Genomic DNA, 19,197 nt, shown 5'->3' on the forward strand with positions numbered 1-19,197 from the left:
TTGCTATCATGAAAAAAGTTATTTTATTATTCATTTTATTTATGCTACCATCCACTTCCGTCTTCGCTGCTTCTTCAGTTGTGGCGATTAAAGAGAACGAAATTGTGGCGATTCATTTGGAGCAAAATAATAAAGTAATAACTTTGAATAAAGGTGAGGATTTTTTCAATCCTAAAATCTTTGATAATAAACAGTTTGTTGCTTACCAAGATTTAAAATCAAACGTCTATCTATCAAAGTTAAATGATCCATTTGATACAATATTTCAAATGTCTGATGTTAAGTCGTACACTTTATATGGTAATAACCTTATCTTCTCTAAATCAGAAGGTGGCATATTTTTATACGATATGAGTAAAAACAAAGTCATCTCTTTAATTGAGAAGTCAAAGTATTATTATGATGAATTAACGATTAATTCTCAAGGACTTTTATTTGCGAAGAAATATCTAATTCGAGAATACTCACCTTTAGGAATCATTCAATATGATTTAAATAAGAAAACGGAGTCTTTAATTATTGATTATATTCCCATTACAAAAGACGACATTGGAATGGACCCTTCTATTGCTAAATTATCGACAAATGGTGAGCTGTTATATATCTGGTGTGAACCTAATTCAGCTTCGCAACGAATGGATGGTGTTCCATTATGTGTTTATGATGTGAAGACAAAAGAGTTTAAAACGTTTAATCAAATTAAGATGTTGGTGTATCCCGATAATTTAGCCATTCATCCAACTAACGATGATCTCATTGCAGTTATTAATGGAACATGGCGTATGATGAATGAGAATAAGCAGTTACAATTATTTAATCCGATGAATGAGCAAATCGAGAATATAACAAAACCAGGTATCGTAGCCATGAGTCCATCCTTTTCACAGGACGGAACGAGGCTCTATTATTCAGCTGGTATAGAAGTGAAAGATCAATATACTACCTTTGTACCAGGAAGCAATCAAATTTACGTGTATGATTTAAACACGAAAAAGACCGAGAAGCTAACCAATGATCTAACTGGTTTTGATTTCTATCCACAAGAAATTGAAAATGAAGAATTACTATTTTTAAGATTTGATAAAGATCACCAGTTAAGTTTAGTGAGAAGAGAAAATAAGGGTGAGGAAAGTATTATTCTAACTAACCTATTAACGACTAATTTTGAAGTCTATGGCCACCTAGATAGCTATCAAATTTTGAGTGTTAAATACTAAATTGATGGAATAAAAAAAGACTTTTCACGCATTAAAATAGCTAGAAAAGTCTTTTTTACTACTTGAAAAATATCATTTTCAACTATAGTTTAGTTATAGAACAATCTTGTTCGTAAAGGAACGGAATAAAAAATGTTAAGCAGTTCTTTTCCTAAATAAAGAAAGGAATTTATCACAGGGTGACTATCATCAATAAATCATTATCGATTAATCGCAGAAAAAACAGTCATGGAAGATATGATAGGTGTAATAATGAGAATTTTGAGTTTGGTTTAAACAAAGATCAATAGGATGAGGTGGCGTATGAAAGCAATTATTAATGGGAAATTAGTAACATTAAATGGGGTTATTGAAAATAAAGTTTTAGTTTTTAATGAAACAATTCAGCATATTCAAACAGAAGTGCCAATCGATTGTGAGGTGATTGATGCTAAGGGGATGTATATTGCTCCAGGATTAATCGATGTTCATGTCCATGGAAGCTGCGGAGCAGATACGATGGATCAAACAACGGAAGCGATTAAATTAATGAGTACGGGTATTGCTAAGAATGGGGTAACATCATTTTTGCCAACAACGATGACGATGAGTCCTAAAGATATTTATGGTGCTTTAAATGTGATTCGTGAATGTATGGAACAATCACTAAATGGGGCGAAAGTATTAGGTGCTCACATGGAAGGCCCCTTTATCAATAGGATTTATAAAGGGGCTCAACCGGAACAATATGTTATTAAACCGAGTTATGAATTTATCAAAGACTATACAGATGTGATTAGATTAGTTTCATATGCACCTGAAATGGATGAAGATTATTCATTCACAAAAGATGTGAAAGAAAAAACAGATATTATGTTGTCGATTGGACATACAAATGCAACATATGACCAAGCCAAAGAAGCCTTTTCTTTAGGATGTTCACATGTGACACATTTATTTAATGCAATGACACCATTAAATCATCGTGAGCCAGGTGTAGTCGGAGCCTCTTTAACTAGTGATGTTTTTACTGAGTTAATCGCTGACACGATTCATGTGAATAAACAATTGTTTCAATTCGTATTAGACAATAAAGGAAAAGAAAAGATTGTTTTAATTACAGATAGTATGCGCGGGGGATGCATGAAGGATGGGCAATATGATCTTGGTGGACAGCGGGTAGTTGTTAAAGATGGAGCTGCCCGATTAGAAAGTGGAAACTTAGCGGGAAGTGTCTTAACATTAAACAAAGCCATCTATAACTTCTTGCAAAATACAAATGCTACTATTGCCGAAGTTATTCACATGGCTTCATTAAATCCAGCGACATCGATTGGAGTTTGCAATCGTAAAGGAAGTTTAGAAATCGGAAAAGATGCAGATATTGCAATCTTTGATGAGGAAATGAATTGTTACTTATCCATCGTTGAAGGTCGCGAGGTGTATAACCAACTTGATTAAAATATAAGCTCCCATAAGTTTTTTACATCGTAAAAACTTTTAAAGCCCTAGCAATTGAGGAATAGATTTCTTTCAGAAATCGCTAGGTGATCCAAACCCTGCCAATGGAGGATACGTTTTGTCGGGAGATGTCAGGCTCGCTTCAGACTATAGTCTGTCTTGGACGCCATAAATATCAAACATTTAGATTGCTATAGGAAATATTTCTGTATATATAGTAAAAGTAAATATGTGGGATGGTATCAATTGATAATACAATTATTCAAGAATATAACAGCTTTGTTAGATGGGTGGGTTTAAAATTTATTGAATACTCGAAAAGTATTAACATTTAAATGAGTGGTAAAATAAATGGAAAAAAGTTATAATTATGGATTGGATTAGTTTTTAATCTAATAAGAGTATCATTATAGTTTAGGTGTGATAAAATGTTTTTAACAATAGGAGAAAAGATCCGTCAGGCAAGAGAGAAGTATGGGTTGAAGCAGATTGCATTTGAGTCTTATGGATTCTCACGTAATTATATTAGTATGATTGAGACAGAGAAGCGCTCCTTAAATGAAAATATGTTAAGAAATGTTTATGATGCAATTTGTGAATTGAGTAATTGTCACTATCAACAATACTATTCCTATAATGAGTTTATAAAATCACCTGTTGAACAAGCAAGAGAATGGTTAGAGCAGCATTGTAATCTTCAAGATGCCTTAAATCAATATGAAACTTTTAATAAGATTGCATCGGATTTTGATTTAATTGAATATAAAATTAAAATAGAAACATTACTTGGATTACACTATGTTAAAAATGATGAGTTATTAGCAGCTAATGTTCATTTATTAAAGGCAATCGGCTACTGTATCCAGGTTACTAAAAATCCTGCTTCTTTATATGAAGTAGTAGGAACTAATTATATTACATTAGGGCAATATCAAGAAGCTATTTCTATCTTACAACTGTCTATTAATTGTCAGGAGGGTGATAGGGGGAGAAACATTAATCGCATTCGATATTACATTTCTCTTTGTTATTTAAATCAAGCCAAGTATGAAAAAAGTTTAGAGTGGATTATTCCTGTATTAGAACAAAATGAATATCTACAGCCTAAAGCGGCAGCGTATTTAATTAAATCGACCATTTTAAAAAGACAAGGTCGAGATGAGTTAGGAAGAGAGTTACTACTCGAATTGATTAATAATCCTTTTTATGAAGACTATTTGGGTTATGCTTATCATAATTTAGGCTATAGCTTTAAAGACTCAGGACTATATCAACAAGCACTTGATTGTTTAAAGATAGCACTCCCTCTCCGTGAAACAGTTAAGCAACGCTCGATTACCAAATGTTTGATGGGCGAAGTTTATTTTAGAATAGGCAATTATGAAAAAGCTCATAGTCTATTAGTCGAGGTTAAAGATATTATTTTTCATAAAGGTTCTTTTGAACAACAAGAGGCGACTTTAGAGTGGGGATTAGATTTATATTGGGAAACTCAAGACTTTGAATCCATGTTGATTTTGTTAGAGGATATTCAAAAATTAGTTGATAAAGAGATATTAGATGAGTTTATTTATACGAAATTTCAAAATCGATTATATAAAAGGATTATGGATGATGTTCTTGGTCAACAGAAAGATTTAAATGAATACCGTATTTTACTTGATGCTATTACGTAAAAGGTCACAGATTTTTTAATAAATCTGTGACCTTTTTTTCTTTATTATACAATAAATAACTACTTATAATAGTTATGGAAACAGGAGGACGTAGTAGTGAATAAATTCAACGATTATCAAATGCATCGGATGATTTATTTATTACGATTATCATTTTGTATCGATCAAAAGAATAAGTACATTCCGGATACGAAAGTAAATGATACTCCGAATAACTCAACTAATAATAAAATTAGTTTAGAAGATTATCCAATTGACTTAGTCAATTTAGATGAAATCTTGGAAGAATCACATCATATTTGAAATGTCTTACAAATAAAATCGATATAAAATAAGTTTCTATATCTATCATTAATTAGGGAGAGTGTTATGCACTCTAATTAAGGTTAGTGTCGTTCATCATTACAAGGGTACGTAGAAAGCTGTTGTTAGGGGTAGCAACAGCTTTTTATGTTTCATTAAAAATATTCAAAAAAATAAAGCCTTAAATCATCATGAATACACATTAATATTTAAAAAATAAACGAAATAGTCTTCTTTTAAACTATATGATTATAAAATAGAGAATGATAAAACAAGCATCAAACAATAAAATGCTAATTTCGACATTATATGGTATTTATAACTAATTTATATAAAATTTTAATGTTTTAATAATAAAAAATAAGTGTTTCTTATACTATTTAATAAAAAAATGTTGTTTTTGAGTATAAAATAAGATAAGATGACATTGTAAATTAAATAGGTTTTAGATAGAGGTGCGGTAATTAAGAGTACTATCGAAGAGTGAAGATGTTGACGCGATAGGAAAGGGATTCTCGCCGAAGTCTATAACTGATACTTTAAGGTTATAGAGCTGGTGTTAAGTAGAAGATATTTAACATTGTCACAATTTATTATTGTGGAGGGCTATCATTCCGGATTTAAATCATCCTAACTTAGTACGGTTATATGATAAAAGTCTTGAGAATGGCCTCAGGACTTTTTGAATGTTTTGATTAGAGTCGTCCCAATAATCGTGGAGAGCTATCATTTGAGAATCGGAAATAAGGATGATCTATTGTTCTTTTCTGAAGGTCTTGAGTGAATGGCTCAAGGCTTTTTTTATTTGCCTCTTTCAACTAAACACTATTTAAAATTTAAAATAAGAGGGAGAAAAAAATATGCTTAGTTTAAGAAAACCAAGAGTTGATGGTAAAGAGGAGACAAAAGAATTTAAAGTCCCTCATACTTTAGTCATTGTTACATTTATTTTAGTTATCGTAGCATTAGCAACATGGATTTTACCTGCAGGAACATATGAGCGTATCGTCAATGATGCAGGGAAAACAGTCGTTGTTGATGGTTCATTCGCTTATGTTGATCAAACCCCTCAAGGATTATTTAGTGTATTACAAGCCCCAATTCATGGAATTGTAGGAGCGGCAGAAATTATTGCTTTCTTATTTGTAGTTAGCGGATCAATTGCAATTATTACAAAAACACGTGCTATTGATGCTGGAATTACAAATGCCGTTAAATCATTTAAAGGAAAAGAAATGTTAATGATTCCGGTTATTATGGGATTATTCTCATTAGGTGGGGCCATCTTCGGAATGACGGAAGAAGCTATTCCATTTATTGCGATGCTTATTCCTTTATGTTTAGCCTTAGGATACGATAGTATTATGGCGATGGCAATTTCTTATATGGGATGTATTGTTGGATTCGCAACAGCCATGTTAAATCCATTCTCGGTAGGAATTGCTCAAAGTATCGCACAGGTGCCAGCAGGAACAGGGGTTGGATTCCGCACAATTATCTGGGCCGTTACAACAGTGGCTTCAATTTTATATTTAATGTGGTATGGACGCCGTATTAAACGTAATCCACAATTAAGTCCAGTTTACGAAATTGATCAGGTACGTCGTCAGGAGTTAGAAGACGCAGAATCTGAACATTTACCATTCACACTCAAACATAAAGTTATTTTAGCATCTATCTTAGTATGTTTAGCTGCTATCGTTATAGGTGTTTTACAATTTGGATTTGGAATTCCGGAAATTGCGGCTATTTTCTTTGCAACGGGAATTATCTGTGGATTCATTGGGCGTTTAAGTTTAGATGATATGGCCAATTCATTCATTCACGGAGCAAAAGATATGATTAGTGCAGCAGTAGTGGTTGGATTTGCACGTGCAATTGTTATCATTGCTCAAGACGGACAAATTATTGATACGATTCTTTATAACTTATCAAACTTCATTGGACAATTGCCATCGTTAGTTGCTGGATATGTGATGTTCTTTGTTCAAATGTTTATCAATTTCTTTATCTCATCGGGATCAGGACAAGCTGCTTTAACGATGCCAATCATGGCACCGCTTGGTGAGTTAGTTGGTATTACACCACAAACTTCAATTTTAATTTTCCAATTTGGTGATGGATTCTCAAATGCTATCTTCCCAACAAGTGCTGTTTTAATGGCTTGTTTAGGTGTAGCGGGAATTCCATGGGCAAAATGGATTAAATGGGTTTGGCCAGTTCAATTAATTTTTGGTGGATTAGCAATTATCTTTATTACAATTGCCATCTTAATGGGATGGTCATAAGGAGACAGTATAATGAAAAAAGAATTATTATCAATCGGGGAATCATTAAAAGAACGTTTAGTAGACATGAATCGCTTTATTCATGATAATCCGGAATTAGGGAATCAAGAATACAAAGCAGTTGAAAAATTAACAACCTTTTTAAAAGAACATGATTTCGAAATTAAATGCCCAGTGGCAGGGTTAGACACTGCATTTGAGGCTGTATACGATAGTGGGAAACCAGGTTTATCAGTGGCATACCTTTGTGAATACGATGCCTTACCTGAATTAGGACATGGATGCGGTCATAATATGATTGGTGTAATCAGTGCCGGGGCTGGAGTTGCCTTAAGTAAAGTTATCGATGAAATCGGTGGAAAAGTCTATGTGTTCGGGACACCTGCCGAAGAAACAAATGGAGCAAAAGTGACTATGACAGAAGCTGGACTGTTTAACAAGATGGATGCTGTTATGATGGTGCACCCTTCGGGATTCACGACAGAAAGTGGAACATCTTTAGCGATGGAAGCTTTACAGTTTGATTATACAGGTCGTCCATCTCATGCAGCTGCATCTCCTGAAAACGGGATTAATGCTTTAAATGCAGTGATTCAATTATTTAATGGAGTAGATGCTTTACGTCAGCATGTGACACCAGATGTAAGAATGCATGGAATTATTACTAATGGTGGGGTTGCTGCTAATATTGTACCTGAACATGCAACAGCACAGTTTTATATCCGCGCAGCAACTAAAGAATATTTAGCAGTTGTTAAGGAAAAAGTGTTAGGTATTGCTCAAGGGGCTGCTTTAATGACAGGAGCAACTTTAGAAGTAAGCAACTATGAGTTATCATATGATGATTTAAAAACAAATGCTGTGCTTTCAGAAACATTTAACGAAAACCTTCGTTCATTAGGAATTACAGAGATTCATAAACATCGTAAAGGAACAGGATCAGTAGATATTGGAAACATTAGTAATGTATGTCCAACTATCCATCCGTATATCGGAATTGCTGATTGTGAAATTACAGGACATTCTCAACAAATGGTTGATGCAACGGTAACAGATTTCGCTCATGATCGTTTAATAACAGCTGCAGTTGCTTTAGCTTATACAGGATATGATGTATTATCTGGAGCTATTAAATTGAAATAATAAAAACCACCCAAAGGTGGTTTTTTACATATATAGAAAAATAGTAGAAATATAGGAACATAGGTATAAGTTTTACCTTATTTATGATATATAATTATAATTAGATAGCGGATTAGGAAGACTAATTAAAAAGTCATAAGGAGGACATATGAAATTCAACTGGAATAAGAAATATAACACGATTGCAGTATATGCGTTTATTGTTGTGAGTTTAAGTATTATTTTTTATAATATTATCTCAAAGCTTGAAAGCTTTGCAGGCAAGTTAAATGAAATTATGGGTATTTTTCAACCCTTCATTATCGGATTCATTATTGCGTATTTATTAAACTTTATTCTTAAGTTTTATGAAAATAAAGTATTTAAAATGAGAGGGCTAAATAAAGTTAAAAAGTCATCGATAAGAGGTCTGGGGATTTTACTCTCTTATATTACCGCAGGAATTATATTATATGTCTTTATGCAATTTGTTCTTCCACAATTAATTGAAAGTGTCCGTGGATTAATTAACGATATTCCACGATATGTTAAAGAGCTAACTATTATTGTTGATACGCAGTTGCAAGAAATGAATATTAATCAAGAATATATGACACTCATTAGTGAAAAATTCGCAGAGATTACAAACTGGGTAATTCAGTTGTTAACAAACGTTTTACCGATTGTCGGAAATGCTGTGATGTCTATTGCCTCAAGTATTTGGAATATTGTCTTAGGTATTATCATTTCTATTTACTTATTAATGGACAAGGAAAAATTCTTTGGACTAGGAAAAAAAGTTGTGACATCGTTATTTAATGAAAAGCATACAACAATTATTCTAGACTTGGCGAATCGTACTAATTTAACATTCGGTAGGTTCATCGGTGGAAAAATTGTTGATTCATTGATTATTGGGATTTTAACCTTTATCATCTTAGCTATTTTTAAGATGCCGTATGTCTTATTAATTTCAGTGATTATTGGGATTACGAATATTATCCCATTTTTCGGACCATTTATTGGTGCAATCCCATCAGCCATTATCATTTTATTCGTATCTCCAATCCAAGCATTGTGGTTCTTAGTCATTGTTCTTGTGATTCAACAAGTCGATGGAAATATTATTGGACCTAAAATCTTAGGAGATTCAATTGGAATTTCAGCCTTCTGGATTTTATTCGCAATTTTAGTTGCAGGAAAACTGTTTGGATTAGTAGGAATGATCATTGGAGTTCCGATGTTTGCAGTCATTTATTCAATTATTAAAGATATTATTGAAGCACGTTTACGATATAAAGGTTTACCCACTGAAACAAATAATTATATGGATTAATTCAAGGTACCCCTATTAGGGTGCCTTTTTCTGTATCGGGTTACTGATTTTACAGCAACTATTGTTGCATATATAGGGATATGTTATGATGAAATTCATGTAGTTAAACACTAGCATTGGAGGGTAAGGTAGATGACTGAAAAAGATAAAATGTTAGCTGGAAAAGCATACTTAGGAAGTGAAGAGCAATTAGTAAAAGAGCGCCAATATGCAAAGCAAGTCTTGTTCAAATTTAATAATATGAATCCAGTACTCGTTGAAGAGCGTCATAATTTGTTACGTGAGTTATTAGGTCAAACAAAGGAAAATTTCTACTTTGAACCGCCATTTCGCTGTGATTACGGATATAACATTGAAATTGGAAATAACTTTTATGCGAACTATAATTTAACGATTCTGGATTGTGCCAAAGTTAAAATTGGGGATAACGTACTTATTGCTCCGAATGTTAGCTTATTTACAGCAGGACATCCGATTCACCATGAGCCTCGTAATCAAGAATATGAATATGCTTTACCAATTATGATTGGAAATAATGTTTGGATTGGCGGGAATATAGTTGTTAATCCAGGTGTTAAAATTGGGGATAACTGTGTCATTGGTTCAGGAAGTGTTGTTACAAAAGATATTCCAGCTAATTCAATCGCAGTTGGAAATCCATGTCGTGTTCTTCGTGAAATTACAGATGAGGATAAAAAATATTACTATAAGAATTTAAGAATTGAAGCATAAAAGGAGTCATTTTTGACTCCTTTTTTTAAATTCATTCATAAGGTTACTTTAAAATTAACATATTAAAAATAACATTCTTGTGAAGGGTAGGAACAATACATGTTGAAAAAAATATCTACTATGATAAGTATTTTTAGTCTATTGTTAATTTTTTCTTTCAGTATTCAAGCTAGTGATGTCATTCAATTTCCAGACTCAGATTTAAAAGTTGCCCTTTTACGTCAATTAGGAAAATCACCAAATGATGAGATTTCCATAGCAGAAGCTGAGAATGCACCGCAAACCCTTGATTTAAGTCAGGCGAGTATTAGTAATTTAGAAAGAATACAGTATTTTAAAAATGTCACATTCTTAAAGTTACATGAAAATAATATTCAGGATTTGACTCCCCTTAGTAACTTAACTAAGCTAAAGATATTATTATTAAATGATAACCTCATAGAAGATATTGGACCACTTGCTAATTTAAAAAATGTAACACTATTGAATTTAAATAATAATCAAGTAACTAATTTACAGCCATTGCAAAATATACCTACTTTATACTATTTATATATATAAACAGAAATGTATTTCATAGTTTTAAATTCAAACATTCGTGGTCAAAATTCGTCAAAATCTATGTTAAAATAGTAGGGATTAAACATACATTTTAAAATAGAAATTGGGGCAACTATGAATCAGACAGAATTAAAATCAATTGAAACAGCGATGCGTGAAACATCATCTAAACAACTTTATACTCGTTATCAAGTGATCTATTTACACTTACAAGGATACAAAAATGTAGAAATCGCTAAGATGGTTCCCTTCACTGCTCAGACCATCGGAACACATGTTAGAAATTATAAAAAGTATGGACTTGAGGGATTAAACCCACGCCCAAAATCAGGCTGTCCGAAGAAACTTTCACCTTCACAGGAAGCTTCTTTAATTGAAACAATAGTTGAGAAAACACCTTCAAGTGTTGGGCTAGAACCTTATATGACTTGGAATTGTAAGCTTCTATGTCTTTGGGTAAAAAGAGAATTTGATATCTCATTTACTAAAGGAGGAATGCGTGACATGTTGTTACGCTTAGGTTTTAGCTACACACGTCCGACTTACTCATTAGCGAGAGCTAGTCAAGAAAAACAAGAGGGATTTAGACAGGAATTTGAACAATTAAAAAATTTTGATTCGTGGAGAGAGTGATCATTTATTGTTTCAAGATGAAAGTTCCATTAGAGATTATCAATCATTAGTCAATAATTGGTTTCCCAAAGGAAAACAACGGATCATTCCTACTTACGGAAATAATAAAAGTGTCAAATTAATAGGAATCCTTAACTATGAGACAGGTCACGTTTATGTTCAAGAAGAAGAACGTTACACAGCTGAGATTTTTCTTAAATTCTTAAACAATGTTTTAAAGGAATATCCAAGTGGAAAGATTGTTTTGATTTTAGATAATGCAAGAATTCATCACGCTAAAGTCATACAACCTTTTTTAAACGAACACAAAAATAGATTAAGGTTAGTCTTTTTACCACCTTATAGTCCTGAATTAAACTTAATTGAAGGATTATGGAAATGGTTAAAACAATCTGTGATTCATAATGTCTTTTATAAAAATATAAATGAGATTAGAAACGCTGTTCAAGGATTTATTCAACATATCAATGAAAGACCTTCAGAAGTGATCCAAAGACTCTGCGAAAAAATGTGAAAAACTTATCTGTTTCTATATATATTTCTCATAATAAGGTCAATGATCTTAGCCCACTTGAACACTTTAAAGAGCTTGATTTGTTTGATTATTCTTTTAATCAGATCTCTGATATTAGTAGTGTCAATAATCTAGAGGAAATCCGCTATGGAGATATAAATAGCCAGGCCATCTATCTTCCGTCACAAACTATAAAAAAAGGTGAATCTGTTGTCGTTACTAATCCAATAAAAGCTGAAGATGGAGTTGTTAGAGATATTGTTGTTAATGGTGGAAAATACGATGAATCAACGAATCAAATTATATGGGAAAACATCACAACTAACCAAACCTTATCTTATCAATTTACGAAGACTATTGATTACCCGAAATATGGTGGAATGATTGAGTTTTCAGGAACTGTCTTTGTTGATGTAGTCATTCTTGGAGAACCACCGATTCTGAGTGGAGTTGACGACTTAACTATTCCTTTTGGTGAAGAATTTAATCCTTTACAAGGTGTTCAAGGTTATGATGCTGAAGATGGTGATATTACCGATCAAATTATTGTTGAAGGCAAAGTTGATATTTTCACACCTGGAACATATGAACTCGTTTATCAGGTCACAGATTCGGAAAATCAAACGACGATAGCAACACGTATAATTACGGTTGAATTGCCGGCGTCTAGCATTAATCAAATACCAACTATAGAAGTAAAGGATCGAATTGTTAAAAAAGGAACAAACTTTGATCCGCTTGAAGGTGTTCAAGCTTATGATGTAGAAGATGGAGACATTACGAATCAAATTAAAGTCATTCATAATAATGTGAATACCAATCATGTAGGCACGTATCAAGTCATATATGAAGTGGTGGATAGTCAGGGAGCTAAGGCTACACGCTTGATTACTGTGGAAGTACGCGATATTCCGCAAACTGGGCTGTCACTGTTTAATTAAAAGGACCTCAAATGAGGTCCTGTTTTTGTAGGATATCTTCTATATATTCTCAATCTTCCTTGAACTGTGTTTAACGATATTATAATTTTTTTCTCATAGTCTAGCGAAATGAAGCGATGTGCCATCCCCGTACTAGAAAACCATATAATTATAACAGACTCCATGTCTTCAACTTTCATTTTTCTAATCAAATTAATTCTCTTTTTTAAACCAATACTCAATCTGTAATTTCATTGATTCTTGATGTTCTTCAAATTGTTTAAATCGATGTGCATTTGCACCAGAAGGATGAGGGAACCCTTTTAATATTTGATGCTCATTAATCAAGTTTTTATTTGATAAATAAAGAAGTACTTCTTCAACACCTTTACCAAGTGGGATAATCAAGACATCATCTAATTTAGATAACTCATCCACAAAGTGATCTGTGATATAACGAAGAAGTATAGGCGTTTTTAATAACTTTGGGGTATGCCCTGTATAATTCTTCCCTTTTACAAAGACAGGGTAGGGGATAAGTGAAACGGTATGTAATAAGTCATCATGTTCATTGAATAACTCATTGGCATCTTTTAACCCTAGGTAGTCGTTTAAATTTAATCGATTCAATAAAGCTAATAGATTTTGACGTAAACTTCCACTAAAACGTCCCGCTACCTTACAATGATATTTTATTTCATCTAGTGAAAGGCCTTCTTCAATCCTTATACGAGCTTCTGCTATTGCCGTACTCATTTGCTCAAAGCCAGGTGTAATCCCAACAATGAAAATCTTTGCTTTTGGATTTAAATACTCATTATGGGGAGCATAATAAATTTCAATATCACCATACTTTTCAACCAAAAGTTCAGGAATTAATAATTCATCTTTTGTGTACTTCTTTTTTAGGGGGAGTTGTTTAATCACTTCAATATAATCTTCTAGATGTTGTTTCATTAGTTTAACCTCACATTTTTCGAAATCCTTACTCATATACTTGGGATGGGGAGGGAGTTTCATGTTTAAATTCATTTGGAGAATTCTAATACTTATCAGTACTTCTTATGGTATTTATGGGGGTGTTTATATGGCGGCTGATTAACCAAACTTAGGCTTCTTATTATACTACACCACACAAAGTAACCTTTGGTGCTGTCTCTTCTTTTTATATTTAATGATGACAAATAGAAAAAGACCATGGATAAAAGGTGGGATTACGGCAGCGATTATCGTTACTTTTATATTATACCAATTCATCATCCTTCCTTACTGTTTAAAATATGGCTCAATGCATCAGTTATTTTCTTCAACAGATATTGCTGTTCATTACCTCTCTCCATTTCTTGTAGTGATGGACATGATTTTATTTGATAAGAATCAAGATTACTCTTGGTATATACCGTTTCAGTGGTTATTAATTCCCATCATCTATTTCTTTTATATTGTTGGTCGTACATTCTTTCACCGACCTGTTCCAGAACCCGAGCATCCTTATCTTTATTTCTTTTTAGATATTACCGATATTGGGATTCAAAGTTTTATCCACAACATCATTGGGATTACACTCATCTTCCTAGTAGCAGGATACTTTGTTTTAATAATAAATCAAATAAAAGCTCACCTTCATTAAGGTGAGCTTTTATTTTTCAGTCTATCATTTCACTTTTAAATAGTTACAAATGTCCATTATTCCGATTATTCAAATGCATTGACACTAAAGTTAAAAATGTTCCTTTCATTTTCTCACTCCTTTATGGGGATTTATAACACAAGTTTGAGAGAGGAAGAGAGTAAAAACACCATGGTTGATTTGTGGGCGTCCTATGCTATAATATCTTTAACCTATCTGTGAATAGGGCAATTAGAGAATAGAGGTGGATAAGATGTTAAAGAAGTTAGCTTCAGATGCATTAGGATTAAGTGATATTGGGAGAATTATTAGTCCGAGTGACTATGATAAAGTCGATGCTGATGATTTTATTATGCATGAGGATGAAGAGAAAATCTTTTTCTTAATTAAATCACGAACAGATGAGTACTGCTTTACCAACTTGGCCTTAATTCATGTTGATGGAACATCAGCAGTTAGTAAAAAACGTTTAGTGAAACGATATGATTACTATAAAAATGATATTAAACATGTCATGATTGAAACGGCTGGAACTGTCGATTTAGACTGTGAGTTAAAGTTTACAATGGGGAACGTTGACTTTTCAATTGATGTCAATCGTAATCAGCTAGAACAATTAAAAGATATTTATAAGGCATTAATTAAAATTGCTCATATCGTAGAAGAAAATAATATTTTACTAGAGAAATCTCAACAAACACTAAACTTAGCTGCACAAGCTTGTGGCTCACAACGATTTGAAACAGGAGATCTATCTCAAGTCTTCGCGAATGTTAATGAATATTCATTTAACTGGATTTATAAAGCACGTGAAACATATATTCAAAAAGATTTTACAGATGTTTTTAAAAATTATATTAATAACTAAAAAAAGAGAGCCTTGAGCTCTCTTTTTCTATTCAATATCAATTTTTAAATCACCATTATAATACTCAAAATCACGTTGACTGATTTCACGAATTACTTTACATGGATTTCCTACGGCAACAACATTAGCAGGGATATCTTTTGTTACAATACTTCCTGCACCAATCACCGTATTATCCCCAATCGTTACACCAGGAAGAACGACAGCACCTGCACCAATCCATACATTATTTCCAATCGTAATCGGAGAATTGAATTGAGCTTGTTTTCTTCGAAGTTCAGGGTGGATAGGGTGAGCAGCTGTTGCTAAGGTAACATTAGGTCCGAACATAACATTGTTTCCAACATAAATATGTGTATCGTCTACAAGGGTTAAATTGAAGTTAGCATAAACCCCATTTCCAAAGTGAACGTGATGTCCTCCCCAATTTGCATGAAGTGGAGGTTCAATATAGCATCCTTCTCCCACTTCAGCGAACATTTCTTTTAATAACTCTGTTCGTTTTTGAAGTTCGGTTGGACGTGTTTGGTTGAAGTCGTATAGACAATCTAAACATTTCTCTTGCTTTGCCATGAGTTCTTCATTATTGCAATAATATAATTTTTGATGATGCATACGCTCTAATGTTTCTTTGAAGTTCATATCTATTCCCCCTTTTTGATAATGCTTTCAGATGTTATCTTATCATGGGGATAATAGGAAATTCAATGTGGGAAACTTTATTAATTAGATGCATAATACTTTTTTAATTTTTCTAAATCTTTAGTATCGATCCATTCTTCAGAATATCCACAGTCACTACAAACATATCGATTAACAAGAATGGCACTAAAAATAGTCATTCCAATCATAATATTATTTCCGCTACCATAAGCGCCTGCTTTTCCAGGTATTTTTATAATTTCTGTACCTCCACATTTAGGGCAGGAGACATTATTTTTCATCTAATCACCTTCTTTACCTCATGACCTCTTGTGGATAACTCACGCACGACCTCAATAGTTGGATTGGTATGACCATCAGCCGGAATACTGAAAAAGACAATCTTACTCATTGAAATCACCTATCATCATGAGCGACTTAACTTCTTCATATAATGAGTGATATTAGCATTATGATCGATAATAGGGTCAATCAGTGATTTCTTACAAGTCATGATTGTTGTAATGCCAGGCCCATGACCCATTTTTACACAATCACTATGTACAACAACTCCAATACTAACAGCACCTTTTAAATAGCCGCGTCCATAAGTATTATCACAATCTTGAAGTAAGACAAAGTCACCGAACTTTAATTTATCAAGATGAAGCCGTTTAATTTCATCCACATCAGCTGTCATGATATCGTAGTCGCCTGTATATGAACTAGCAGCACCGATGCCTGATCCCATTAAATAGGGTGGAACGATAGCAACAACAGGTACATGAATTTTACCATCGCACTCTGCAATTTCAAGTTGTTCAAATAAATCAGGATCAATATTCATGACTCTAATGTCAGGATAATCAAGTAGTTGTAATCCTTGACCGTAAGCTTGAATTAAAATTTTATCATCGATACATAAGTCTTCTAAAATACATTCATCAAAATGAATCATCGTATGCTCGATTCCACCATGAGTACCAGTGACATAACCTAGTTTACCTTTTGCATCTCCACTAATAATTTTTGCTTTATTCCCAATACATGCAAATGTCGTTAATGCAGCATTTTCATTTTTATCTTCATTTCGGATAGAGACACCAGGCTCAACATGATCACCGGCCCATCCAAAAGCAAGATCTCCAATGTGAACATTATAAGAAATCCCCCCAGTAGCCGGTAAAACCATTGGAATTCCTTCATGAGTAATTCGATATCCCCCTCCAGTTGGATGATGAACCTTTCCCTGGACTGACCATTTTACGACACGATCACGATTTGTTCTTAGCATTTATAACACCTTCCTTTTGATAAAGCATATTGTTTATTCTAAAAAGATAGACGTTATTTTTATCGAAAATACCGATTAACGCTCACTGTCCTTTTCTCGACCGTTAAAGTGAAAAGGATAAAATTAGTCTTCTATATGATGGAGAAATAACTTTGAAAATCTAAATTTTTATTTTGATTATCAAAAAAATATTCACTTTTTCTAAAAAGTTATGTTATAATCCTTCACATAGTTTTATAAATAGTTAAATGTAATATGTTATGTAGTTTTAAATACTAAATAATTATAGGTGGTGAGTTAAATGGATATTAAACCATTGAAAATCGGAAAATTTACACTTGAGCTTCCAATTATCCAAGGTGGAATGGGGATTGGAATTTCGCGTTCAAACTTAGCAGCAGCTGTTTCAAATAGTGGAGGACTTGGAGTTTTATCAGGTGCACAAATTGGTCATGATGAACCAGATTTTGAAACGAATACATTACAAGCGAATTTAAGAGCGATTAAAAAACATATCCAAAAAGCAAAAGCAGTAGCAAAGGGAAAGATGATAGGAATTAACCTCATGGTGGCGATGGAACATTATGAAGAACATGTTGAAGCAGCCGTTGAGGCAGGAGTAGATATTATTATTTCTGGTGCCGGTTTACCTTTAACATTACCCGCTCACTTAAAAGGAAGTCAAACGATGTTTGCACCTATCGTTTCAAGTGGTCGTGCAGCAAAAGCTTTACTAAAAAATTATGATCGTAAATATCAGGTAGCTCCTGACATGATCGTTATTGAAGGTCCAAAAGCTGGTGGACATTTAGGATTTAAAGCTGAAGATATTGAGAATGATACGATTGATTTAGATCAAATTGTCAGAGATGTCATTGAAGTTTCAGTGCCATATGCTGAAAAATACAATAAGGAAATTCCAATAATCGTTGCCGGCGGTGTCTTTGATGGGGCAGATATTGCTCATTACTTAGAATTAGGAGCCTCTGGTGTTCAAATGGCTACTCGATTTATTGCAACTGAGGAGTGTGATGCTCATCCAAATTTCAAACAAGCTATTATCGATGCAAAAGAAGAAGATATCATTTTAGTTAAGAGCCCAGTTGGGATGCCAGGACGTGCGATTCGTAATCCTTTTAGCGCTAAATATGGGATTCAACGTGAGAAAATCAAAAAATGTTATAACTGCGTTAAACCATGTAATCCAGCAACTACAGTTTATTGTATTAGTAAAGCTTTACTTCATGCGGTTCGAGGTGAAGTGGATGATGCCCTATTATTCTGTGGGTCGAATGCTTACCGAGTCAATGAATTAACAACAGTAGATGAATTAATGCAAACTTTAAAAAATGAAATCTTAGCTATCTAGATAAAAATTTCAAATGAATATTATGGAAATCATTGACAGAGTTTAATCTGTCCTTTATATTAAATATTATATTTGAAAATCAAACTATTTGAAAAATAAAGTATTTGAATTTAAAACTAATGGAGGAATTGAGATGAACCCGACAACTAATCCATCTACTAAAGATAAAAAGAAACCTGATTATATGGATCAAGTGTTACAACTCATGGATCGCTTCTCGGATAGTGATATGACCCAACTTCAAGTCGAAGTAGAAGGGTTTAAAATTTCACTTCAACGTGAAGTAAAAGAAATTATTCAAACAGTGACTCAGACGCAACCTAAAGTAGCGGAAGTTGTACCAGTGACTCAAACCCAAATTGTGGCTGTGAATAATGAAACAATTGAAGTGAGTTCCTCTACGGGTGGAAAGGAAGTAAAAGCACCATTAGTTGGAACGTTTTATAGTTCAAATGAACCTGGTGGAAAACCTTTTGTATCGGTAGGGGACACTGTTAAGAAGGGGCAACCACTCTGTATTATTGAAGCCATGAAGGTGATGAATGAAATTGAATCGTCATATGATGGTGTGATTAAAGAAATTAAAGTACAAAATGAAGAAGCAGTTGGCTTTGATCAAATTTTAATGGTTATTGAATAGTATATGAAGTTC

The 19,197-nt window shown here is 33.2% G+C and carries 19 protein-coding genes and 1 riboswitch; of the genes, 15 read left to right on the top strand and 4 right to left on the bottom strand.

The window, feature by feature from the left end:
• The first annotated feature begins 8 nt into the window (after positions 1 to 8).
• The 11 genes from AT726_RS07230 to AT726_RS07285 all read left to right on the top strand — a co-directional run bounded on the left by AT726_RS07230 (position 9) and on the right by AT726_RS07285 (position 12,763).
• Positions 9 to 1,217: a TolB family protein gene (locus tag AT726_RS07230; protein ID WP_068759301.1), complete on the top strand. Its 1,209-nt coding sequence runs from the start codon at positions 9 to 11 to the stop codon at positions 1,215 to 1,217.
• Positions 1,218 to 1,520: 303 nt separating this feature from the next.
• Positions 1,521 to 2,657 (top strand): N-acetylglucosamine-6-phosphate deacetylase, encoded by a 1,137-nt coding sequence (gene nagA, locus AT726_RS07235; RefSeq protein WP_068759302.1) that lies wholly within the window; start codon positions 1,521 to 1,523, stop codon positions 2,655 to 2,657.
• A gap of 428 nt (positions 2,658 to 3,085) precedes the next feature.
• The gene (locus AT726_RS07240) at positions 3,086 to 4,333 is read left to right on the top strand and encodes a transcriptional regulator (protein ID WP_068759303.1); all 1,248 of its coding nucleotides are present in this window, start codon (positions 3,086 to 3,088) and stop codon (positions 4,331 to 4,333) included.
• 96 nt (positions 4,334 to 4,429) lie between these two features.
• Positions 4,430 to 4,636, top strand: a complete 207-nt coding sequence (locus tag AT726_RS07245; protein ID WP_055277279.1) for a hypothetical protein — start codon at positions 4,430 to 4,432, stop codon at positions 4,634 to 4,636.
• Between the two features lie 442 nt (positions 4,637 to 5,078).
• A riboswitch (Lysine riboswitch) is annotated at positions 5,079 to 5,253 on the top strand.
• Positions 5,254 to 5,496: 243 nt separating this feature from the next.
• Complete coding sequence (locus tag AT726_RS07250; RefSeq protein WP_068759304.1) at positions 5,497 to 6,924, top strand: YfcC family protein; 1,428 nt, start codon at positions 5,497 to 5,499, stop codon at positions 6,922 to 6,924.
• 12 nt (positions 6,925 to 6,936) lie between these two features.
• Positions 6,937 to 8,067, top strand: a complete 1,131-nt coding sequence (locus AT726_RS07255) for a M20 family metallopeptidase (RefSeq protein ID WP_055277283.1) — start codon at positions 6,937 to 6,939, stop codon at positions 8,065 to 8,067.
• Between the two features lie 148 nt (positions 8,068 to 8,215).
• Positions 8,216 to 9,382 carry an AI-2E family transporter gene (locus AT726_RS07260; RefSeq protein WP_055277284.1) on the top strand — a complete coding sequence of 389 codons (1,167 nt, stop codon included), beginning with the start codon at positions 8,216 to 8,218 and terminating at the stop codon, positions 9,380 to 9,382.
• Between the two features lie 132 nt (positions 9,383 to 9,514).
• Positions 9,515 to 10,114 carry a sugar O-acetyltransferase gene (locus AT726_RS07265; protein ID WP_068759305.1) on the top strand — a complete coding sequence of 200 codons (600 nt, stop codon included), beginning with the start codon at positions 9,515 to 9,517 and terminating at the stop codon, positions 10,112 to 10,114.
• A gap of 99 nt (positions 10,115 to 10,213) precedes the next feature.
• On the top strand, positions 10,214 to 10,675 hold the full coding sequence (locus AT726_RS07270) for a leucine-rich repeat domain-containing protein (protein WP_068759306.1): 462 nt from the start codon (positions 10,214 to 10,216) through the stop codon (positions 10,673 to 10,675).
• A 114-nt stretch (positions 10,676 to 10,789) separates the two neighbouring features.
• A protein-coding gene (locus AT726_RS12575) for an IS630 family transposase (protein ID WP_144436960.1) occupies positions 10,790 to 11,822 on the top strand; the annotation gives its coding sequence in 2 pieces (ribosomal slippage) (positions 10,790 to 11,287 and positions 11,289 to 11,822; 1,032 coding nt in all).
• Positions 11,819 to 12,763, top strand: coding sequence for a DUF5011 domain-containing protein (locus tag AT726_RS07285; protein WP_068759308.1), 945 nt, complete (start codon positions 11,819 to 11,821; stop codon positions 12,761 to 12,763). Before AT726_RS12575 ends, AT726_RS07285 begins: the two co-directional genes overlap by 4 nt.
• 192 nt (positions 12,764 to 12,955) lie before the next feature.
• Here the strand turns inward: AT726_RS07285 and AT726_RS07295 are convergent, their stop codons facing one another.
• Positions 12,956 to 13,699 carry a hypothetical protein gene (locus AT726_RS07295; RefSeq protein WP_055305311.1) on the bottom strand — a complete coding sequence of 248 codons (744 nt, stop codon included), beginning with the start codon at positions 13,697 to 13,699 and terminating at the stop codon, positions 12,956 to 12,958.
• A 217-nt stretch (positions 13,700 to 13,916) separates the two neighbouring features.
• Here AT726_RS07295 and AT726_RS07300 point away from each other — a divergent pair, with 217 nt between their 5' ends.
• Together AT726_RS07300 and AT726_RS07305 are read left to right on the top strand one after the other, a co-directional pair.
• Entirely contained in the window at positions 13,917 to 14,372 is a 456-nt protein-coding gene (locus AT726_RS07300; protein WP_237297021.1) for a Pr6Pr family membrane protein, read from the top strand.
• Positions 14,373 to 14,625: 253 nt separating this feature from the next.
• On the top strand, positions 14,626 to 15,240 hold the full coding sequence (locus tag AT726_RS07305) for a PH domain-containing protein (RefSeq protein ID WP_055244777.1): 615 nt from the start codon (positions 14,626 to 14,628) through the stop codon (positions 15,238 to 15,240).
• A 27-nt stretch (positions 15,241 to 15,267) separates the two neighbouring features.
• On the opposite strand, the gene AT726_RS07310 is transcribed toward AT726_RS07305, so the two are convergent.
• The 3 genes from AT726_RS07310 to AT726_RS07320 form a co-directional block, all read right to left on the bottom strand.
• Entirely contained in the window at positions 15,268 to 15,882 is a 615-nt protein-coding gene (locus tag AT726_RS07310; RefSeq protein ID WP_055244776.1) for a sugar O-acetyltransferase, read from the bottom strand.
• Between the two features lie 80 nt (positions 15,883 to 15,962).
• Positions 15,963 to 16,184, bottom strand: coding sequence for a hypothetical protein (locus AT726_RS07315; protein ID WP_055244773.1), 222 nt, complete (start codon positions 16,182 to 16,184; stop codon positions 15,963 to 15,965).
• A 125-nt stretch (positions 16,185 to 16,309) separates the two neighbouring features.
• On the bottom strand, positions 16,310 to 17,176 hold the full coding sequence (locus AT726_RS07320; RefSeq protein ID WP_068759310.1) for a DUF4438 domain-containing protein: 867 nt from the start codon (positions 17,174 to 17,176) through the stop codon (positions 16,310 to 16,312).
• A gap of 301 nt (positions 17,177 to 17,477) precedes the next feature.
• Here AT726_RS07320 and AT726_RS07325 point away from each other — a divergent pair, with 301 nt between their 5' ends.
• Both AT726_RS07325 and accB read left to right on the top strand, forming a co-directional pair.
• A complete protein-coding gene (locus AT726_RS07325; protein ID WP_068759311.1) occupies positions 17,478 to 18,545 on the top strand; it encodes an NAD(P)H-dependent flavin oxidoreductase in 1,068 nt (355 codons plus the stop codon).
• 133 nt (positions 18,546 to 18,678) lie between these two features.
• Positions 18,679 to 19,185, top strand: a complete 507-nt coding sequence (gene accB, locus AT726_RS07330; RefSeq protein WP_068759312.1) for an acetyl-CoA carboxylase biotin carboxyl carrier protein — start codon at positions 18,679 to 18,681, stop codon at positions 19,183 to 19,185.
• Positions 19,186 to 19,197: the final 12 nt, after the last annotated feature.

The sequence above is a fragment of the Turicibacter sp. H121 genome (assembly GCF_001543345.1).
GTDB lineage: Bacteria > Bacillota_I > Bacilli_A > MOL361 > Turicibacteraceae > Turicibacter > Turicibacter bilis.